The 16,866-nt window shown below is 60.5% G+C and carries 14 protein-coding genes; 2 read left to right on the top strand and 12 right to left on the bottom strand.

Going from position 1 to position 16,866, the window contains the following annotated elements; translation table 11 throughout:
- Positions 1–158: 158 nt before the first annotated feature.
- Positions 159–2,555 (top strand): TonB-dependent siderophore receptor, encoded by a 2,397-nt coding sequence (locus TU84_RS19610; RefSeq protein WP_048372003.1) that lies wholly within the window; start codon positions 159–161, stop codon positions 2,553–2,555.
- 582 nt (positions 2,556–3,137) lie between these two features.
- Positions 3,138–3,761: a glutathione S-transferase family protein gene (locus TU84_RS19605; RefSeq protein ID WP_048372001.1), complete on the top strand. Its 624-nt coding sequence runs from the start codon at positions 3,138–3,140 to the stop codon at positions 3,759–3,761.
- 99 nt (positions 3,762–3,860) lie between these two features.
- On the opposite strand, the gene TU84_RS19600 is transcribed toward TU84_RS19605, so the two are convergent.
- From TU84_RS19600 to TU84_RS19545, 12 genes are all read right to left on the bottom strand, one after another.
- Entirely contained in the window at positions 3,861–5,288 is a 1,428-nt protein-coding gene (locus TU84_RS19600; protein WP_048371999.1) for an aldehyde dehydrogenase family protein, read from the bottom strand.
- A gap of 14 nt (positions 5,289–5,302) precedes the next feature.
- Positions 5,303–6,802 (bottom strand): CoA-acylating methylmalonate-semialdehyde dehydrogenase, encoded by a 1,500-nt coding sequence (locus TU84_RS19595; protein ID WP_048371998.1) that lies wholly within the window; start codon positions 6,800–6,802, stop codon positions 5,303–5,305.
- Positions 6,803–6,854: 52 nt separating this feature from the next.
- A complete protein-coding gene (locus tag TU84_RS19590) occupies positions 6,855–7,214 on the bottom strand; it encodes a RidA family protein (protein WP_048371995.1) in 360 nt (119 codons plus the stop codon).
- A 34-nt stretch (positions 7,215–7,248) separates the two neighbouring features.
- On the bottom strand, positions 7,249–8,283 hold the full coding sequence (locus TU84_RS19585; protein ID WP_048371992.1) for a zinc-dependent alcohol dehydrogenase: 1,035 nt from the start codon (positions 8,281–8,283) through the stop codon (positions 7,249–7,251).
- 103 nt (positions 8,284–8,386) lie between these two features.
- Entirely contained in the window at positions 8,387–9,178 is a 792-nt protein-coding gene (locus TU84_RS19580) for an IclR family transcriptional regulator (RefSeq protein ID WP_048371989.1), read from the bottom strand.
- A gap of 81 nt (positions 9,179–9,259) precedes the next feature.
- Positions 9,260–10,429, bottom strand: a complete 1,170-nt coding sequence (locus tag TU84_RS19575; RefSeq protein WP_048371987.1) for an NAD(P)/FAD-dependent oxidoreductase — start codon at positions 10,427–10,429, stop codon at positions 9,260–9,262.
- Complete coding sequence (locus TU84_RS19570) at positions 10,426–11,907, bottom strand: FAD-dependent oxidoreductase (RefSeq protein ID WP_048371985.1); 1,482 nt, start codon at positions 11,905–11,907, stop codon at positions 10,426–10,428. The genes TU84_RS19575 and TU84_RS19570 overlap by 4 nt, the downstream gene beginning before the upstream one ends.
- Entirely contained in the window at positions 11,904–12,719 is an 816-nt protein-coding gene (locus TU84_RS19565; protein ID WP_048371983.1) for an ABC transporter permease, read from the bottom strand. The genes TU84_RS19570 and TU84_RS19565 overlap by 4 nt, the downstream gene beginning before the upstream one ends.
- A 4-nt stretch (positions 12,720–12,723) precedes the next feature.
- Positions 12,724–13,605 (bottom strand): ABC transporter permease, encoded by an 882-nt coding sequence (locus TU84_RS19560; RefSeq protein ID WP_048371981.1) that lies wholly within the window; start codon positions 13,603–13,605, stop codon positions 12,724–12,726.
- A complete protein-coding gene (locus TU84_RS19555; RefSeq protein ID WP_048371979.1) occupies positions 13,602–14,684 on the bottom strand; it encodes an ABC transporter ATP-binding protein in 1,083 nt (360 codons plus the stop codon). The genes TU84_RS19560 and TU84_RS19555 overlap by 4 nt, the downstream gene beginning before the upstream one ends.
- Before the next feature lie 76 nt (positions 14,685–14,760).
- Positions 14,761–15,795: a polyamine ABC transporter substrate-binding protein gene (locus TU84_RS19550; protein WP_048372150.1), complete on the bottom strand. Its 1,035-nt coding sequence runs from the start codon at positions 15,793–15,795 to the stop codon at positions 14,761–14,763.
- A 13-nt stretch (positions 15,796–15,808) separates the two neighbouring features.
- Positions 15,809–16,840: an ABC transporter substrate-binding protein gene (locus TU84_RS19545; RefSeq protein ID WP_048371977.1), complete on the bottom strand. Its 1,032-nt coding sequence runs from the start codon at positions 16,838–16,840 to the stop codon at positions 15,809–15,811.
- Between the last annotated feature and the right edge of the window lie 26 nt (positions 16,841–16,866).

Below are 16,866 nucleotides of genomic sequence, written 5' to 3'. Positions count from 1 at the left end.
AAAAATCGGCAGGTTTTTGATTCTCATTTGGCTTATGGGCAAATCCCGCTGATTGCGATAGCGGGCCCCCCCTCTCCTGACGTCGGAAACCCGCCATGAAAGACCGCTCTATCCCTCGACCGCCTCTACGTAAACGCAGCTGTGTATCAGCCGTCAGCATGCTGCTGCTCGGCGGGCTGGTCGTTACCGAAGGCTTGCTGATACCCCAGGTTCAGGCACAGGCAGCGGATCGGCAGATTCAGTTTTCAGTCAATCCCGGCCCTCTGGATCAAGCGCTCGGCCAGTTTGGCCGCCAAGCCGCCATTGCCCTGTCGACCAATGCCAGCCTGACCGCAGGCAAAACCAGCCAGGGCCTTAAGGGTCAGTACAGCGTGGCCGAAGGGCTGGCACACATTCTGGCAGGCAGCGGTTACTCCGCCGTGCAGCAGGCCAATGGCGCCTATTTGCTGGTGCCGCAGGTCGCCGGTGCGCTGGAGCTTGGCGCCACCAGTATCAACGCTTCGGCATTGGGCAGCACCACAGAGAACACCGGATCCTACGCCACCGGTGCCATGCAGACAGCGACCAAACTGTCGATGAGCCAGCGCGAGACCCCGCAAGCGGTCACCGTCATCACCCGCCAGCGCATGGACGACCAAGACATGCGCAATCTGGATGACGTGGTGCAAGCCACTCCGGGCTTGCGCATGGCGGCTGCACGTCCCGCCAACAGCGAATATTTTTCCCGGGGCTTTCCCATAACCAACCTGATGTTCGATGGCTTGCCCACCACCTACAACGCCGACTGGGTAGCCGCTGCAGACATGGCGCCGTACGACCGCGTAGAAATCGTGCGTGGCGCCACCGGCTTGATGCAAGGCGCCGGCAACCCGTCTGCCGCCATCAACATGGTGCGCAAACGCCCAACCCATGACTTTCAAGGCAGCATTAGCGCAGGGGCCGGAAGCTGGGACAACTACCGTTCCGAACTGGACGTATCGGGCCCATTGAACGACTCGGGCAGCCTGCGCGGACGCTTTGTCGGTGCCTACCAGGACAAGGACGGTTTCCAGGACTATGCCGGACGTGAGCGCGGGGTGTTTTACGGCATCAGCGAGTTCGATCTGAACGACTCCACCACCCTGACCGTCGGGGCCTCGGATCAAAACGATAACAACAACATCAACTGGGGCGGCTTGCCGGTCAACCCGGACGGCAGCCACGTCAACTTCTCCCGCTCCAAGACCTTCGGTTACACCTGGAGCCACCAGGACATTGACAACAAGACCGTGTTTGCCGAGCTGGACCATCGCTTCGCCAATGACTGGCGCGGCCATGTCTCGGCCTCTAAAAACTGGTCGGACTTCAAGCTGACCGGCGCTGTGCTGGAGCATTACGCCACCTACCAACAGCGGGTCTTCAACCAGAAGCGCAACTACGACCAGTCCACCTACGACGCCTATGTCAGCGGGCCTTTCAACCTGTTTGACCGCCAGCACGAACTGGTAATCGGTGCCAGCAAGCGCCAGCTGAAGACCTCCGGCAAGGGCGGAAATATGTTTATTCCGGTGGCCGACATCATCAACTTCGACCCCCACAGCGTGCCCAAACCCTATGTGCCTGACAGTTACAACCTGAGCGAAAACATCGACCAGGAAGGCCTCTACGTGACCACCCGCTGGAGTATCAGCGACCCGTTAAAAGTGATCCTCGGCGCTCGTCTGGACTGGTACGACACCACGTCGATCTACGATCAGTTGAACGACGATTACTACACCAACAGCAATTACAAGGTCACGCGCAACCTGACCCGCTATGCCGGAGTGATCTATGAACTGGACGCCAACCATTCGGTCTACGCCAGCTACACCGACATCTTCATGCCGCAAAGCGAAGTGGCCAATGACAACTCTGTCATCAAGCCTATCGTTGGCAAGAACTACGAAATCGGGATCAAGGGCGAATACTTCGATGGTGCTCTGAACGTCAGCGCGGCCTTCTTCCAGATTGATCAGGAGAACCGGGCGGCCTTGCTCGACAACCAGTCCCAATGCGCCCGCAGCGATGACGGCGTGTATTGCTACGAAGCCGCAGGCAAAGTCCGCAGCCAGGGCATTGACCTGGAGTTGATCGGCGCCTTGACCCCTGACTGGCAAATCGGCGCAGGCTATACCTTTGCCCAGGCCAAGTACCGCAAAGATGCTGACCACAACAAGGAAGGCCGACTGTTCGATACCGACGTGCCGCGCCACCTGTTCAAGCTCAATACGGTTTACACCCTGCCGGGTGAGCTCAACCAATGGCGCGTCGGGGCCAACCTGTATAGCCAGAGCAGCATTTTCAACAAAGGCAGCAACTCAACGTTCGGCCAATATCACATCGAGCAAAGAACCTATGCATTGGTGGGGCTAATGGCGGGCTACAAAGTGAACCAGCACCTGGATACCCGCTTGAACATCAACAACCTGTTCGACAAAAAGTACTACCAGGGTATCGCCAGCAACAGCACCTGGAGCCCCTACGACGTTTACGGCGACCCGCGTAACTTCAGCATCACGGCAAAGTACAGCTTCTAAACACCGTGGGAATTGGTTGCCTGGTTCTTGTAGCAGTTGACGAGCCTTGCGAGGCTACGTCCGGCTGCGCAGCAGCCGTAGAGCCTGGCGGCAAAGATCAAAAGATCGCGAAACAAGCTCGCTCCTACAGGACCTTTTAATCAATCACTTATTTTGTGTTTGATAGGAGTTGCCGCCCCGTCTACGACGCCGCGCTGTCGCGCAGCAAACAGGACACTGTAGTCGCTGACGAGGTACGAAGGCTGCGATCGGCTGCGTGCAGCCGTGAAACCATCCACCTCGGTATTCTTGGGTACATATCCATTGCTGCGGCTTAGCAACTGCGCAACACCTGCGATCGGCCAGCGTGGTTTAACGGGGCCTCTTAGATCAAGGTCACAAGCCAGATCAAGTTCAAAAGATCGCGAGCAAGCTCGCTCCTACAGGGCCTTAGGAATCAATCATTTATTTTATGTTTGAAAAGAGTGAACCCGGGTTTCGTATCAATCCCCCCAACCACAGTGATTTGGCTTGAAGCAATCGGGCCAATGTGGAATATACCGAAGTGTCGACACCAATAGCCTCCAACGAGAAGGGCCTGGAATGATACGCATAATGGGTAGGGCATCATCGATCAATGTACGCAAAGTACTCTGGGCCTGCGCCGAGATGGAAATACCCTTTGAACGGGAGGATTGGGGCGCTGGCTTCAAATCGACGCGCACCCCTGAGTTTTTGGCACTGAACCCCAATGCCATGGTGCCGGTCATTCAGGATGGCGATTTCATTCTGTGGGAATCAAACTCGATCATTCGCTACCTGGCTACCCGCTACAATGCCAGCAACCTTTACCCCCACGAAGCGAAAGCCAGAGCCCGCGTGGACCAATGGATCGATTGGCAAGCGTCGGATCTCAACAAATCGTGGAGTTATGCCTTTATGTCACTGGTCAGGCACTCGCCAGAGCATCAGGACAGCCTGGCGCTGGCTGCCGCGTGCAATGACTGGTCCAGGCACATGGAGATTCTCAACAGGCAGCTTGAATCAACCGGGGCCTACGTTGCAGGCAACGAATTTTCCCTTGCAGACATCCCCATCGGCCTGTCGGTTAATCGTTGGTTCGAAACGCCGCTTGCACACCCGGACCTCCCGGCCGTCAGCGACTATTACGAACGTTTGAGTCAGCGACCGAGCTACCTCCTGCACGGAAGAAATGGCACGCCATGAACCAGCAAGGCATGAATAGCATCAGTTCCTGTCCATGTATCAAGTGGCACCTTGATGTGGGAGCGGGCTTGCCCGCTCCCACCGGGTTAAGCCAAGTGCTTAGTTGCCCCAGCCCACCACGCCCTTGATTTCCAGGAAGTCGTGGATGCCCCAGCCCGCATATTCGCGGCCATTACCCGACTGTTTGTAGCCACCAAACGGCGCAAAGGTGTCCCAGTCCGGGTAGTTCAGGTACACAGAACCGGCACGCATGCGCCCGGCCACGGTGCGCGCGTGTTCTAGATGGGTGGATTGCACATAGGCGGCCAGGCCGTAAACGGTATCGTTGGCGATTTCGATGGCTTGCTCTTCGCTGTCGTAAGGCAGAATCGACAGCACCGGCCCGAATATCTCTTCGCGGGCAATGGTCATGCTCGGCTGTACGTTACCGAACACCGTGGGACGCACGTAATAGCCCTTGTCCAACCCTTCCGGACGGCCCAGGCCACCCGTCACCAGGGTGGCGCCCTCCTCGATCCCGGCCTGGATCAAACCCTGAATCTTGTCGAACTGCGCCGCGCTGATCACCGGGCCCAGGTTGGTGTTGGCATCACGCGGGCTGCCGGTGACCAGTTGCTGCGCTGTACGTTTGGCAATTTCCAGCGCCCGGGCATGCTGCGCCGCCGGGACCAGCATGCGCGTCGGCGCGTCGCATGATTGCCCCGAGTTGGAGAAACAGCCCTGCACGCCCTTGGCAACAGCGACCTCAAAGTCAGCGTCTTCCAGCAGGATATTCGCCGACTTGCCGCCCAGTTCCTGAGCCACACGCTTGACCGTATCGGCTGCCGACTTGGCGACCATGATGCCTGCACGCGTAGAGCCGGTGAACGAAACCATGTCGACCTGCGGATGGCTGCTCATGGGTTGGCCGACGTCCGGCCCGGTGCCATTGACCAGGTTGAAGACCCCGGCCGGCACGCCCGCTTCATGCAAAATTTCGGCAAAGATGATGCCGGTCAACGGTGCGATTTCACTCGGCTTGAGCACCACGGTGCAACCCGCGGCAATGGCCGGCGCGACTTTGCAGACGATTTGGTTGAGCGGCCAGTTCCACGGCGTGATCAACGCACACACGCCGATGGCTTCACGCACCACACGGGTGGTGCCGTGCTGTTCGCTGAACGTGAACGACTTCAGCGCGCTGATGGTCGATTCAAGGTGCGCACGACCGCTCCAGACCTGCGCGTCGCGGGCAAAATGCAGCGGCGCGCCCATTTCCTGGCTGACGGCCTGGACCAGGTCGTCATAGCGCAGGTTGTAGACCCGCAAAATCTCTTCCAGCAGTGCCAGACGCTCACCCACGCTGGTCACCGAAAACGCCGGGAAAGCCCTGCGGGCCGCTGCCACAGCTTTGTTCACATCCTCGGCATTGCCCACGGCGATCTTGATAAAGGCCTGTTCGGTTGAGGGATCAACCACCTCAAGCGTCTCTCCAGACTCGGCCTCAAGCCATTGGCCCTCGATATAAAACTTCAGTGCATTGTTCATTGTGTTCACTCGGCTCAATGGTTACTGGGGAAGGCAAACTGCGCCGCTTCGTGGCTGGCACGGCGCGGCCAACGTTGGGTAATGGCTTTTTTCCGGGTGTAGAAACGTACCCCGTCCGGGCCATAGGCGTGCAGATCGCCAAACAGTGAGCGCTTCCAGCCGCCAAAGCTGTGGTAGCTCACTGGCACGGGCAGCGGGACGTTAACCCCGACCATGCCCACTTCGATTTCATCGCAGAACAACCGGGCCGCTTCACCGTCGCGGGTGAAGATGCACGTGCCGTTACCGTATTCGTGTTCATTGATCAGTTGCATGGAGGCTTCGAGGCTGCCCACGCGGACGATACACAATACCGGGCCGAAGATTTCATCGGTATAGATGCTCATCTGCGCGGTCACCCGGTCGAACAGCGTACCGCCGACAAAGAAGCCGTTTTCATGCCCTTGCACCTGCAAGTCACGGCCATCCACCACCAGCTCAGCACCTTGGGCAACGCCCGCATCAATGTAGCCCTTGACCTTGTCCCGCGCCGCAGCGGTGACCAACGGCCCCATGTCGAGGCCGCTGGAAGTGCCCGCACCAATTTTCAGTCCACGGATTTGCGGCAGCAGTTTTGCTACCAGCGCATCGGCAACCGCATCGCCCACACACACCGCCACCGACAGGGCCATGCAGCGCTCACCGCAAGAGCCATAGGCTGCGCCCATCAAGGCGCCGACGGTATTGTCCAGATCCGCGTCGGGCATCACCACGCAATGGTTTTTTGCCCCGCCCAATGCCTGTACACGTTTGCCGCGCTTGGTGCCCTCGCTATAGATGTATTGCGCAATCGGCGTGGAACCGACAAAACTCAGGGCTTTGACATGCACAGACTCGATCAGGCCATCTACCGCATCCTTGTCGCCATGCACCACGCTTAACACGCCGTTGGGCAAGCCCGCCTGAATCAGCAATTCAGCGATATACAAGGTCGAACTCGGATCGCGCTCCGAGGGTTTGAGGATGAAGCAGTTCCCGCAGACGATCGCCAGCGGGTACATCCACAACGGCACCATGGCCGGGAAGTTGAACGGCGTAATGCCCGCCACCACCCCAAGCGGTTGCAGGTCGCTCCAGGCATCGATGCCGGGGCCAACATTGCGGCTGTAATCCCCCTTTAGCAGTTGCGGCGCGCCACAGGCGAATTCGACGTTTTCAATCCCGCGTTTGAGTTCACCCGCCGCGTCTTCGAGGGTTTTGCCGTGCTCTTCGCTGATCATCAGGGCAATCGCCGCTTCGTGCTCCTCAAGCAACTGCTTGAAGCGGTACATGACCTGCGCGCGTTTGGCCGGTGGCGTGTTGCGCCAGGCCGGAAACGCCGCCTTGGCGGCCTCGATGGCCTGCTGCAAGGTTGCCGCGTCGGCCAGGGCCACTTGCTTGCTCACCGCGCCCGTGGACGGGTTGTAAACGTCGGCGGTGCGGCCAGTGCCCTGGACCCGCACACCGTTGATCAAATGAGGAACGATACTGCCCATTACGACTCTCCCATGCCGGGCAAGCAGCCCTTGCCCGGCCGTATTAAATGGCTCAGGCCTTGACGGCTGCCTGCAAGGCGATTTCAACCAAAATGTTGTCGGCAGCCATATTGGCCTCGACGGTGGCGCGTGCCGGCAATGCATCCTGCGGAATCCACTCACGCCAGACGGCGTTCATGGCGGCAAAATCCTGCACGGCATGCTTGAGCCAGATCTGTGCGAACAGAATGTGTGACTTGTCCGAGCCGGCTTCGGCGAGCAAGGCGTCGATCCGCGCCAGAACTTGCGCGGTTTGCCCGGCGACGTCTTGAGTGCGATCGGCCGGGACCTGGCCGGTGATGTAGACAATGCCGTTGTGTACCAGCGCATGGCTGAGCAAGCCCGGATTGGGTTGCAGGCGAGTAATGGTCATGGTGCTAACTCCTGTTGAGGATTAAAGGTTCAGGTCAGGCGATTTTCAGGACCGTGCGCCCGACCAGTTGGCCCCGGCGCATGCGTTCAAAGATGTCGTTGATATCTTCCAGGCGTTCAAGGCTGATCTGTGCCTTGACCTGGCCACGGGCGGCAAACGCCACCGCCTCGTTAAGATCCTGGCGGGTGCCGATATTGGAGCCGGTGATCGACAGCTCCCAGCCGCTGATGCTGGAAATGGAAGCGCGAACCGTGTCGGCATCGCCGCCTGGCAAGCCGATAAACACCGCTGTACCACCGGGGCGCAGCATCTTGATCGACTGCTCAAAAGCGGCATTGGCCGTGGCGGTCACCAATACCGCGTGCACGCCACCGGGGATCTGTTGCTTGAGGCTTGCCACCGGATTGTCGAGGGCATTGATCAAGCACTCGGCGCCATAACTGCGGGCCAGTTCGAGCTTGTCGGCCGACACATCAATGGCCGCCACACGCAAGCCCATGGCGATGGCGTACTGCACAGCAACGTGGCCCAGGCCACCGATGCCCATGACAGCCACCCATTGCCCCGGCCGGGCCCGCGAGCGCATCAGGCCGCGATAAGTGGTGACACCCGCGCACAGAATCGGCGCCAGGGCGTACAGGTCGGCACCGGAGGGGATGCTGGCGACGAATGCCGCCGGGGCAATCATGTATTCGGCATATCCGCCCTGCTTGCTGTAGCCCGTGGATTCCCGCTGCTCACAGATGGTTTCCATGCCGCCCAGGCAAAACTCGCAGGTGCCGCAGGCGCTATACATCCACGGCATGCCGACCGCTGTGCCGATGGCGGGCTCAGTCACGCCGGCGCCGTGGGCGGCGACATGGCCGGTGATTTCATGGCCCGGGATCAGCGGCAAGGTGGGCAAATCCGACCAGTCACCGTCCATGGCATGCAGGTCGCTGTGGCAGACGCCACAGGCGACGATGCGAATCAGGATTTCACCGGGCCCCGGGGTCGGGATTGTCACCTGTTCGATCCGCAGTGGCTCACCCACGGCGTGCAATACGGCAGCCTTCATGGTTTGACTCATCGCTGTCTCCTTGTAGTTGGGCCCTAAAGCCGGGCAAAGCGGCACCTATACCGCGGGCCAGGCCCGCAGCAGTGCGTGTCAGGTAAAAGGATTGCCCTGGGGGTTAGCCCGCCGGGCGCAAACTGCGTGTCGCGCTGGCGATGGACCGGGCGGTGTTGATCACTTTGGGGGCCAGTTGTTTACGGGCGTCGTCCAGGTTCCAGCGGCTGAACGGCACCGAAATGTTCACGGCCCCCAGCGGGTAACCATCGGCATTGACCACCGCCGCGGCCACGCTGATATCCCCGGCGTAATACTCTTCGAGGGCGTAGGCGTAGCCGTCGTGACGGGCCTCAGCGACGATGGCGCGCAGTTGATCAAGGTCGGTGACCGTGTTGGGGGTGTAGCCCTTGCGTTCGGAGGCGACCAGGATCGCGTCAGCCTCGTGCTCCGGCAGCGCCGCCAGATAAGCCCGGCCTGCCGAGGTGCAGTACATGGGCAGGTGGCGACCCAGCGGGATGTGAATGGCAATCTGTTTGTGGCTGGGAAAACGCGCTACGTAGAGCATGTCCAGGCCGCAGGGTTCCAGCAGGTTGCAGCTCTCTTCGACATCCCGGTTCAGTTCATGCAGGTACGGGTTGGCGCGTTCGATCAGCTCACTGGTTTGCAGGTAACCGGTGCCCAGATCAAGGGATTTGGGGGCCAGGCGAAAGCGCTTGGTGACCGGATCCTTGTACAGATAGCCCAGCGCCTCAAGGGTGAACGCCGAACGCTGCACGGCGCTTTTGTTCAGCCCTGTCGCTTCTGCCAGTTCAATCAGGCTCATGCTTGGGCGCCCGGCGCGAAAGGCGGTCAGCAAAGACAGACCTTTGGACAAGGCGGTAATGAAGAGTGGCGAGTCTTCCAGAGAACTCATGGTTGTTTCCTTGTGTGCCGCGAGGCATGTCGATCACGGTGCGTAAATTCGAGAGCCGGCTTGGGGCTCAAGCACGGTTGGTTATTCAAAATGACTCAATACAATACCGGGCTCTACCACGGCTTGGTTACGCTCAAAACGGTCGACGGCAAACGGGCGCATACGCTCATCCACCACGCCCTTGACGATGGCCTTGGCCAGAAATTCACCGGCGGCCGGTGCGCCGGCGTGACCGTAGCACCAGCCAGCGCTGATAAACAAACCCGGCAAGGCATTGTGCGCGCCCAGTAGCGGGCCAAAATCTTTGGATATATGCACCAGCCCGGCCCATTGCCGCAAGATACGGGCATGCCCCAGTTGAGGAAACATCTCCAGATACGCTTTGGCAGTCGCGGCCATCACCGGCACGTCGGCATTCAAGGTGTTTTGCGGGCGTTCGGCAACTTCTGCGCCCCCCACCACTTCGCCGCGTGCGGTCTGGTGCATGTAACAAAGCCGGTCCAGCAATGCGACGGCAGGGCCTATCAAGGGCCGCATCGGCTCCAGCGCCATGGCTTCCAGGCGCATCGGGTAGCCGTCCAGCGGCACCCCGGCCAATTGCGCCAACCGGTTGCTTTCGGCACCGCCAGCCAGCACCAGGGTGTCGGTAGCAATGCGCTGCTCACCCACACGAACGCCGGTCACCCGCCCGGCGCTGCGGTCGATGGCGCTGACCTCGGTGCGGTAACGAATGCTCACGCCACGCGCCTCGCACGCCTGGCGATAGGCATACATGGCGGCATGGTGCGGCGCGACCCCGCTGTCGGGCAGGTGCAATGCCGCGCTGACCCGCTGGTGTGCCAGCGCCGGTAGCACTTCACGCAGTTGCGCAGCGTTCAACAGGCTTGAGTTGATGCCGCAGGCTTTGTGCACCTCCAGGGTGCGATCAAGCATGGCGGCCGTGCTGCTGCGTTCGCCGATCATGCTGTAGCCGCGGCGCGAGTACATGACGTTCTCGCCCAGGCGCTTGGACAAGCCTTGCCACAAGTGACACGAATGGGCGAAGAAGCGCGTCCATTCCGGTGAACTGAACGCCCCGCGAATCAACGTCCCGTTGCGCCCCGAGGCGCCGCCCTGCCAATAACCGGCGTCAAGCACTAGCACATCGCGCACGCCCAGTTCAGCCAGATTGAAGGCCAGCGACAGGCCCTGGATCCCCGCACCAACGATGATGATCGACGCTTGTGCAGGCAAAGGTTGTGTAGGGGTCATTGCAGAGGCTCCACAACATCGGCCAGACCGGCCGCTTGCGCGACACTCAGGGCACGCCGTGGCGGGCGCAGGGTCGGCCTTGGCAAGGTGTGCAACGGGATCCCGCTGCGGGCGCTGACCAGAGCGCGCAGCAAGTCCCAGCAAGGTTGGCCCTGACACGGCCCCATGCCGCAGGAGGTCAGGCGCTTGATCACTTCAAGGTCGGTGATGCCCTGCTCGATCAAGGCCTCGACCTCGTGGCAGGACACATCAAAACACGGGCACAGCAACGCCTTGTAGCGCGTACGTGCAGCCACCGGCAGCGGTTGATCAGGTTCAGCCGCCGAGCCAACCGTGCGCAGGCGGCTTTGGCGCTGCTCACGCAATTGCAGCAGCCCTTCGGCGCGGCTCTGGAACGTCAGGCTGGCATCAACCAGCCACGGCCCGGCGTGAACCAGCGCGTCGCAGGCGACCGGTTGATCGAACAGTGCCGCCGACACCGCGTTGCGCCCCAGCACACGGCGCAATTCGCTAATGGCTTTGACCGCCACCACATTGACCCCCAGCTCACGCAAACGATTGGCATGGGCGGTTTGATCGCCATTACCGACCACTACCACTCGCGCACCGGGAGCCACTGCCTGTTCGTGGGCCATGATCAACGCGGTGCGCGCGTCCATGACGCCGGGCAACCACATATTCGGGATCACCGGCGGGCAAGCACGCCGCCCGGTAGCCAGCACCACGTCATCAGCTTCGAAGGCTACGGCACCTTGCGCCGGGTCGTGGGGCGCACCGAGTAACAATTGCCCTTCCCGGTAAGCCCCAAACACCTCAACCCCGGTCACCTGTTGCACGCGCTCATCCAACTGCGGTTTGGGCTGGCCAGCGCTTTGCGCATAACGGCCAAGTCGATGGCCACGGGTCACCAACACTACGCTGCGCCCGGCCCGTGCCGCTTCATTGGCGGCGGCACAGCCCGCAGGCCCGCCACCGATGACCAAGACGTCGCTGCTCACATACTGGCCTTGCGGCACAGCCACTTCAGCCGTTCGCTCGGCCGGTTTGGCGACGCCGGCGAGGAACGCCAAGAGAGCTTCCCAGCGCTGAAACAGCGGCGTGCCGCTGGGCACCAGATTGGTGTGCTCAAATCCGCCCTGCAGCCAACGATCCGGAATCAGCCGCGACAGGCGCAGCACATCGAACGCCGGGCTCGGCCAGCAATTTTGCATTTCAACCTGCACCCCGGCAGTGACCGCCAGCAGATCCAGCCGCACATTGGGTACCCCGTCGACCCTGGCCAGCACCCCGGCCACGTAGCTGCCCGAGTAACCCAGCGGCCGATGGGATTTACGCGTCCAGGCGAGTGTCTGAACACCGTTAGCCAGCAGCGCAGCCGCCAGGCTCTCGCCCTTGCGCCCTTGCAGGGAACGGCCATTCCAGAAGAACTCGACACACTCGCTGCTGGCATGGCGCAGGCGCAGATTGACCTCACTCATTCAACGGCCCTCCCGGCCTTGCGCTTGGCCATGATGCTGATGCACAGCATGATGATCGACAAGAATGTCATCAAGGTCGCCACCACCGCGATCAAGGGATCGATCTCGGAACGCAGCGAACTGAACATCCGCTTGGTCAAGGTCGACGTGTCGCCGCCACTGATAAACAGCGAGATCACCGCTTCGTCCAGGGAAATGGCAAAGGCAAACATCGCAGCGGCAATCACGGAAAAGCGGATTTGCGGCAACGTCACGTCAAAGAACGCCCGTAGCCGGGTAGCGCCGAGAATGCAGGCGGCCTGTTCTTGGGTCATGTCGTAGCTGCGCAACCCGGCGCTGACGTTGATCACCACGTAAGGCAGCGCCAGCAATGTATGCCCCAGCACCAGGCCGGGAATGGTGTTGTTCAGGTCAAACTTGGCATAGACAAAGAACAGGCCAATGGCGATGAAAATGGTCGGCACAATCATCGGCGCCATCAACAAGCCACGCAGCACCCCCGAGACTTTCGACTGGGTCACGTGCAGCGAATACGCCGCCGCGGTGCCCAAGGTGGTCGCCAGCACCATCACCAGTGATGCCGTAATCAGCGAGACCTGGGTTGCGCTGCGCCATTCCAGCGAAGCGAAATACTTGAAGAACGGCTCAATGCTGAACGACTTGGGCGGAAAGCTCAGGTAGCGCGCATCCGAGAACGACATCGGGATCACGATCAAGGTGGGCAGCACCAGGAAAATCATGGTCGCCAACACCAGTACATAGAGCCAGGAGCCGCGCACCGCTGCCATCAGGTTTTGTTTTAGTCGGACCATGATTTCACTCGCTGCGCCGGCCGAGGCCCGCGCTCTTTTTGACAATGAACAGGATCAGCAACGTGGCCAACAGCAGCACCACACCCAGGGACGACGCCGCACCCCAGTTGGCGTACATGGAGACGTCACTTTCGATCCGCATCGAGATCATCTGCACCTTGCCGCCACCCAACAACGCCGGTGTGACGTAGAACCCCAGGGTGATCACAAACACCAAAGTGGCACCGGCGGCCAGCCCCGGCCCCGACAGCGGCAGAAACACATCACGGAAGGCCCGCGACGGTGACGCGCCAAACGCGGCGGCGGCCTGGCTGTAGATCGGATCGATGCTTTTCATGGCGGCATACAGCGGCAAAATCATGAACGGCAACATGATGTGGACCATGCCAATCACCGTGCCGGTCAGGTTGTACACCAGCGGCAGCGGCGCATCGGTAATGCCCAGGCTCATCAATAAGTCATTGGCGATGCCGCGCCGCTGCAAAATGATCAGCCAGGCATAGGTGCGCACCAGCAACGACGTCCACAGCGACACCAGCAACAGCGCCATGGCCACATTAGCCAGCCAGCGCGGCCCCTTGATCATGAAGTACGCGTAGGGATAACCGATCAGCACGCAGGCGATGGTCACAATGATCCCGGTCTTGAAGGTCTGCACAAACGTCAGCACATAGATCGGTTCCAGCAGCCGGGTGTAGTTCTCTATGGATAATTGCCCGTCGGCATTGAACAGTGACAGCCAGAACAGCCAGCCAATCGGCAGCACAAACGTCAGCAGCACCAAAAGCAAGGCCGGCAGCCCGGAGCCGAACAAGTACCAGCGCTCACGTCTTTGCGCCTTGCGCAGGTCGCGCGCGTTGAGCGCATCGAAAAGGTCGCTGCTCATTGATCATCTCCAACCAGCAGCGTGTCCTGTACGTGCAGGCCCAGCACCACGGCATCGCCGCGGGCTGGCAGGCGGTTGCCTTCGGAACTGTTGGTGGGCCGACGAATCGCCACCGACATGCCCTCCCCCAGATCAATCTGCACCAACTGGCTTTCACCCTGGAAAATCACGTCGGCCACATGACCGCGCAACAGGTTGTAATCGCTGGCCTCGGCCGGGACGAACTGCAGTTTTTCCGGACGCACCACCAGGCTCGGGTTCTTTAAACCACCGGCAGCGTTGGCGCCGCGCAAAGCCCGGCCCTGAAACAGTGCCTGGCCGCCCTGCAAGGTGATCGGCAAACACGACGACTCCCCGACAAACTCCGCAATAAAGCGGTTGGCCGGGCGCTCATAGAGATTGACCGGAGTGTCGATCTGGCGGATCCGCCCTTTACTCATGACCGCGATCCGGTCAGACATGGTCAGCGCTTCACGCTGGTCATGGGTAACGTACACCACGGTCATGCCCAGGCGCTCGTGCAGACGGCGCAGCTCCAGTTGCATGGTTTCGCGCAGGCGTTTGTCCAGGGCCGACAGCGGCTCGTCCATCAGCAGGATTTTTGGCTCGAAAACAATCGCCCGGGCCAGCGCGATGCGTTGGCGCTGGCCGCCCGACATTTCGGTAATGCCGCGCTCGATCAAGTGGTCCAGCTCCACAGTGGCCAACGCCTGCTCGACCCGCTGACGGATGTCGGCACGTTTGTAACCGCGCAACTTCAGCGGGTAGGCGACGTTTTGAAACACGTTCATGTGCGGAAACAACGCGTAGCTTTGGAACATCATGCCCACATCACGCTTGTGCGGTGGCTCGAAGATCATCTCGCGCCCGCCAAAACGGATACTCCCTGCATCCGGGCGAACGAACCCGGCCAAGGCCATCAGCAGCGTGGTCTTGCCAGAGCCGGAGGAGCCCAGCAACGACAGAAACTCACCGCTTTTGATCGATAGCGAAACATCATCCAGCGCGGCAAAACTGTCATAGGTCTTGGTCAGCTTTTCGATATCGATCGACATCGAAAGTTTGTGTTCTTCGGACATATTCACACTCGGCACATACGGACGTCAGGCGCCCTTGTTTCGTAGACGGGACGCCAGCGGCGTCCCACCCCACTGCTTAGTTGGCGAGGAACAGGGCGAACCGCTGGCGAACCTCTGCCTGGTTCTTGACCCACCAGTCGGGCGACACGGTGACCACTTTGTCGATGTTCTGAGGCGAGGTCGGCAACCGCGCGGCCAGTTCGTCAGTAATGATCGGCAAGTCATACGCCTTGCTGTTGACCGGCGAGTACGGAATCAACGTGGCCAGCGTGGCCTGGCTTTCGGGCTGCATGATGTGGGCGATGAGTTTCATGGCCTGCGCCTTGTTCGCCGCGCCTTTGGGGATGATCAGGCAGTCATGGCTCAACAGCGCGCCATCGAAGCTGTAGTTGACCTTCTCACCGCTGGCCTTGACCTCGTTGACCCGGCCATTCCAGATCGCCAGAAAATCGACTTCACGGCTGCGCAACAACTGCGCCGAATCCGCGCCCGCGCTCCACCAGTTCACCACCTGCGGCTTGATCCGGTTGAGCACCTTGATCGCCCGCTCCACGTCCAGCGGGTACAAGTCCTTGGGCGCAACCCCGTCGCCCAACAAAGCCGCTTCCATGGTCAGCCACGGCTGGCGGTACAAGGCGCGGGCACCTTTGAACTGCGGGTCGAAGAACTGTTGCCAGTTTTTCGCCACCGGCGCGCCGGTGTCTTCGGCCCAGGCCACCACGGTGGCGTAGGCATGGCTGGCAATCCAGTGGCTGCTGACCACGGACTTATCGACATGGGTGGCATCAATCACGCTGTAATCCAGCGGCTCGGCCAGCCCCTCCAGCTGAGCCTGGGCGCACTCGGTGCTGCCCAGTTCCACCACGTCCCATTTGGGCTTGCCGGACATCACCTGGGCACGCACCGCCGCGAGGCCGTCCATGTTGTCTTCACGGATAGTCACGCCCAAGGCTTTGGCGGCGGGTTCGAGGTAGGCTTTGCGCTCAGCGTCCTGCAAGGCTCCGCCCCAGCCGGCAAAGGTCAGGGTGTCAGCCAGGGCGGCAAAGCTTGCGCCCCAGCCCAAAGAAGCGATAACCGCCCCGCACAACAGGCTTTTCTTGAAACTGATCATGGTCACGGCCTTCTCAATTCTGGATGAACAGGTCGTAGCGACGTTGAACCTCAGCTTGGTGGGCTTGCCACCAGACCGGATCGAAGAACACCACTTTGTCGATATTGGCCGGAGCCGTCGGCAACGTGGCCGCCATGTCCGCAGGAATGATGCCGGTGTCGTAGGCCTTGACGTTGATCGGCGGGTTCGGGATCACGGTTACCAGGGTTGCCTGGCTTTCGGGCTTCATGATTTCGGCGATCAGTTTCATCGCCAGAGCTTTGTTCGGTGCACCTTTGGGCACCACGACGCAGTCGTAATCCAGCAAGGCATGGTCATAGGTGTAGTCCACGTTCTCGCCGGACTTTTTCAACTCATCAACCCGCGACGCCCAGATGGACAGCGCGTCCACTTCGCGGCTGCGCAACAGTTGTGCAGAGTCGGTGCCGCTGCGCCACCAATTGACCACTTGCGGCTTGATGCGCTTCAGCACCTTAAACGCCCGGTCGATATCCAGCGGGTAGAGTTGCTTGGGTGAAACGCCATCGGCGATCAACGCCAGTTCCAGCGTGGTGTAAGGCTGGCGGTACAAGGAGCGCGAGGCCTTGATAGACGGGTCAAAGAACTCTTGCCAGTTCTTCGGGGTCGGGCCTGTGGCATCTTTTGCCCAGGCCAGTACGGTGGAATAGGCGTTACTGGCGATCCAGTTTTTGCCGTAGAAGTTCGAGGCCACGCCGTCGGTACTGATCACTGAATAGTCCAGTGGCTCGGTCAGCCCCTGCTCTTGGGCCAGCACGCAATCATTGGACGCCAGCTCGACAACATCCCACTTGGGCTTGCCCGACATCACTTGGGCGCGCACCGCCGCCAGGCCGTCCATGTTGTCTTCTTTGATGGTGATGCCCAGTGCTTTTTCCGCGGGCTTCAGATACGCCGTACGCTCGGCATCCTGTAGCGCCCCTCCCCAACCCGCAAAGGTAACGGTATCAGCCGCCTGTGCGTGCACGCTTGCACCGAAGGTAATGGCCAGCGCAAGACTGGCCATGGGTGTGTTGATTAATCGCATTTTCAACTCCTGAGTTTGTTGTAATT

Origin of the sequence: Pseudomonas helleri (assembly GCF_001043025.1) — a bacterium.
GTDB classification, from domain to species: domain Bacteria; phylum Pseudomonadota; class Gammaproteobacteria; order Pseudomonadales; family Pseudomonadaceae; genus Aquipseudomonas; species Aquipseudomonas helleri.
Note: the sequence above shows the minus strand (reverse complement) of the source record. Positions and strands in the feature narration are given on the sequence as shown.

What these genes read in the sequence shown, in the direction of transcription:
- TU84_RS19555 (WP_048371979.1), bottom strand. Translation starts at nt 14,684, where the DNA reads ATGTCCGAAGAACACAAACTTTCGATGTCGATCGATATCGAAAAGCTG.
- TU84_RS19565 (WP_048371983.1), bottom strand. Translation starts at nt 12,719, where the DNA reads ATGGTCCGACTAAAACAAAACCTGATGGCAGCGGTGCGCGGCTCCTGG.
- TU84_RS19605 (WP_048372001.1), top strand. Translation starts at nt 3,138, where the DNA reads ATGATACGCATAATGGGTAGGGCATCATCGATCAATGTACGCAAAGTA.
- TU84_RS19580 (WP_048371989.1), bottom strand. Translation starts at nt 9,178, where the DNA reads ATGAGTTCTCTGGAAGACTCGCCACTCTTCATTACCGCCTTGTCCAAA.
- TU84_RS19610 (WP_048372003.1), top strand. Translation starts at nt 159, where the DNA reads ATGCTGCTGCTCGGCGGGCTGGTCGTTACCGAAGGCTTGCTGATACCC.
- TU84_RS19590 (WP_048371995.1), bottom strand. Translation starts at nt 7,214, where the DNA reads ATGACCATTACTCGCCTGCAACCCAATCCGGGCTTGCTCAGCCATGCG.
- TU84_RS19575 (WP_048371987.1), bottom strand. Translation starts at nt 10,429, where the DNA reads ATGACCCCTACACAACCTTTGCCTGCACAAGCGTCGATCATCATCGTT.
- TU84_RS19600 (WP_048371999.1), bottom strand. Translation starts at nt 5,288, where the DNA reads ATGAACAATGCACTGAAGTTTTATATCGAGGGCCAATGGCTTGAGGCC.
- TU84_RS19595 (WP_048371998.1), bottom strand. Translation starts at nt 6,802, where the DNA reads ATGGGCAGTATCGTTCCTCATTTGATCAACGGTGTGCGGGTCCAGGGC.
- TU84_RS19545 (WP_048371977.1), bottom strand. Translation starts at nt 16,840, where the DNA reads ATGCGATTAATCAACACACCCATGGCCAGTCTTGCGCTGGCCATTACC.
- TU84_RS19585 (WP_048371992.1), bottom strand. Translation starts at nt 8,283, where the DNA reads ATGAGTCAAACCATGAAGGCTGCCGTATTGCACGCCGTGGGTGAGCCA.
- TU84_RS19560 (WP_048371981.1), bottom strand. Translation starts at nt 13,605, where the DNA reads ATGAGCAGCGACCTTTTCGATGCGCTCAACGCGCGCGACCTGCGCAAG.
- TU84_RS19550 (WP_048372150.1), bottom strand. Translation starts at nt 15,795, where the DNA reads ATGATCAGTTTCAAGAAAAGCCTGTTGTGCGGGGCGGTTATCGCTTCT.
- TU84_RS19570 (WP_048371985.1), bottom strand. Translation starts at nt 11,907, where the DNA reads ATGAGTGAGGTCAATCTGCGCCTGCGCCATGCCAGCAGCGAGTGTGTC.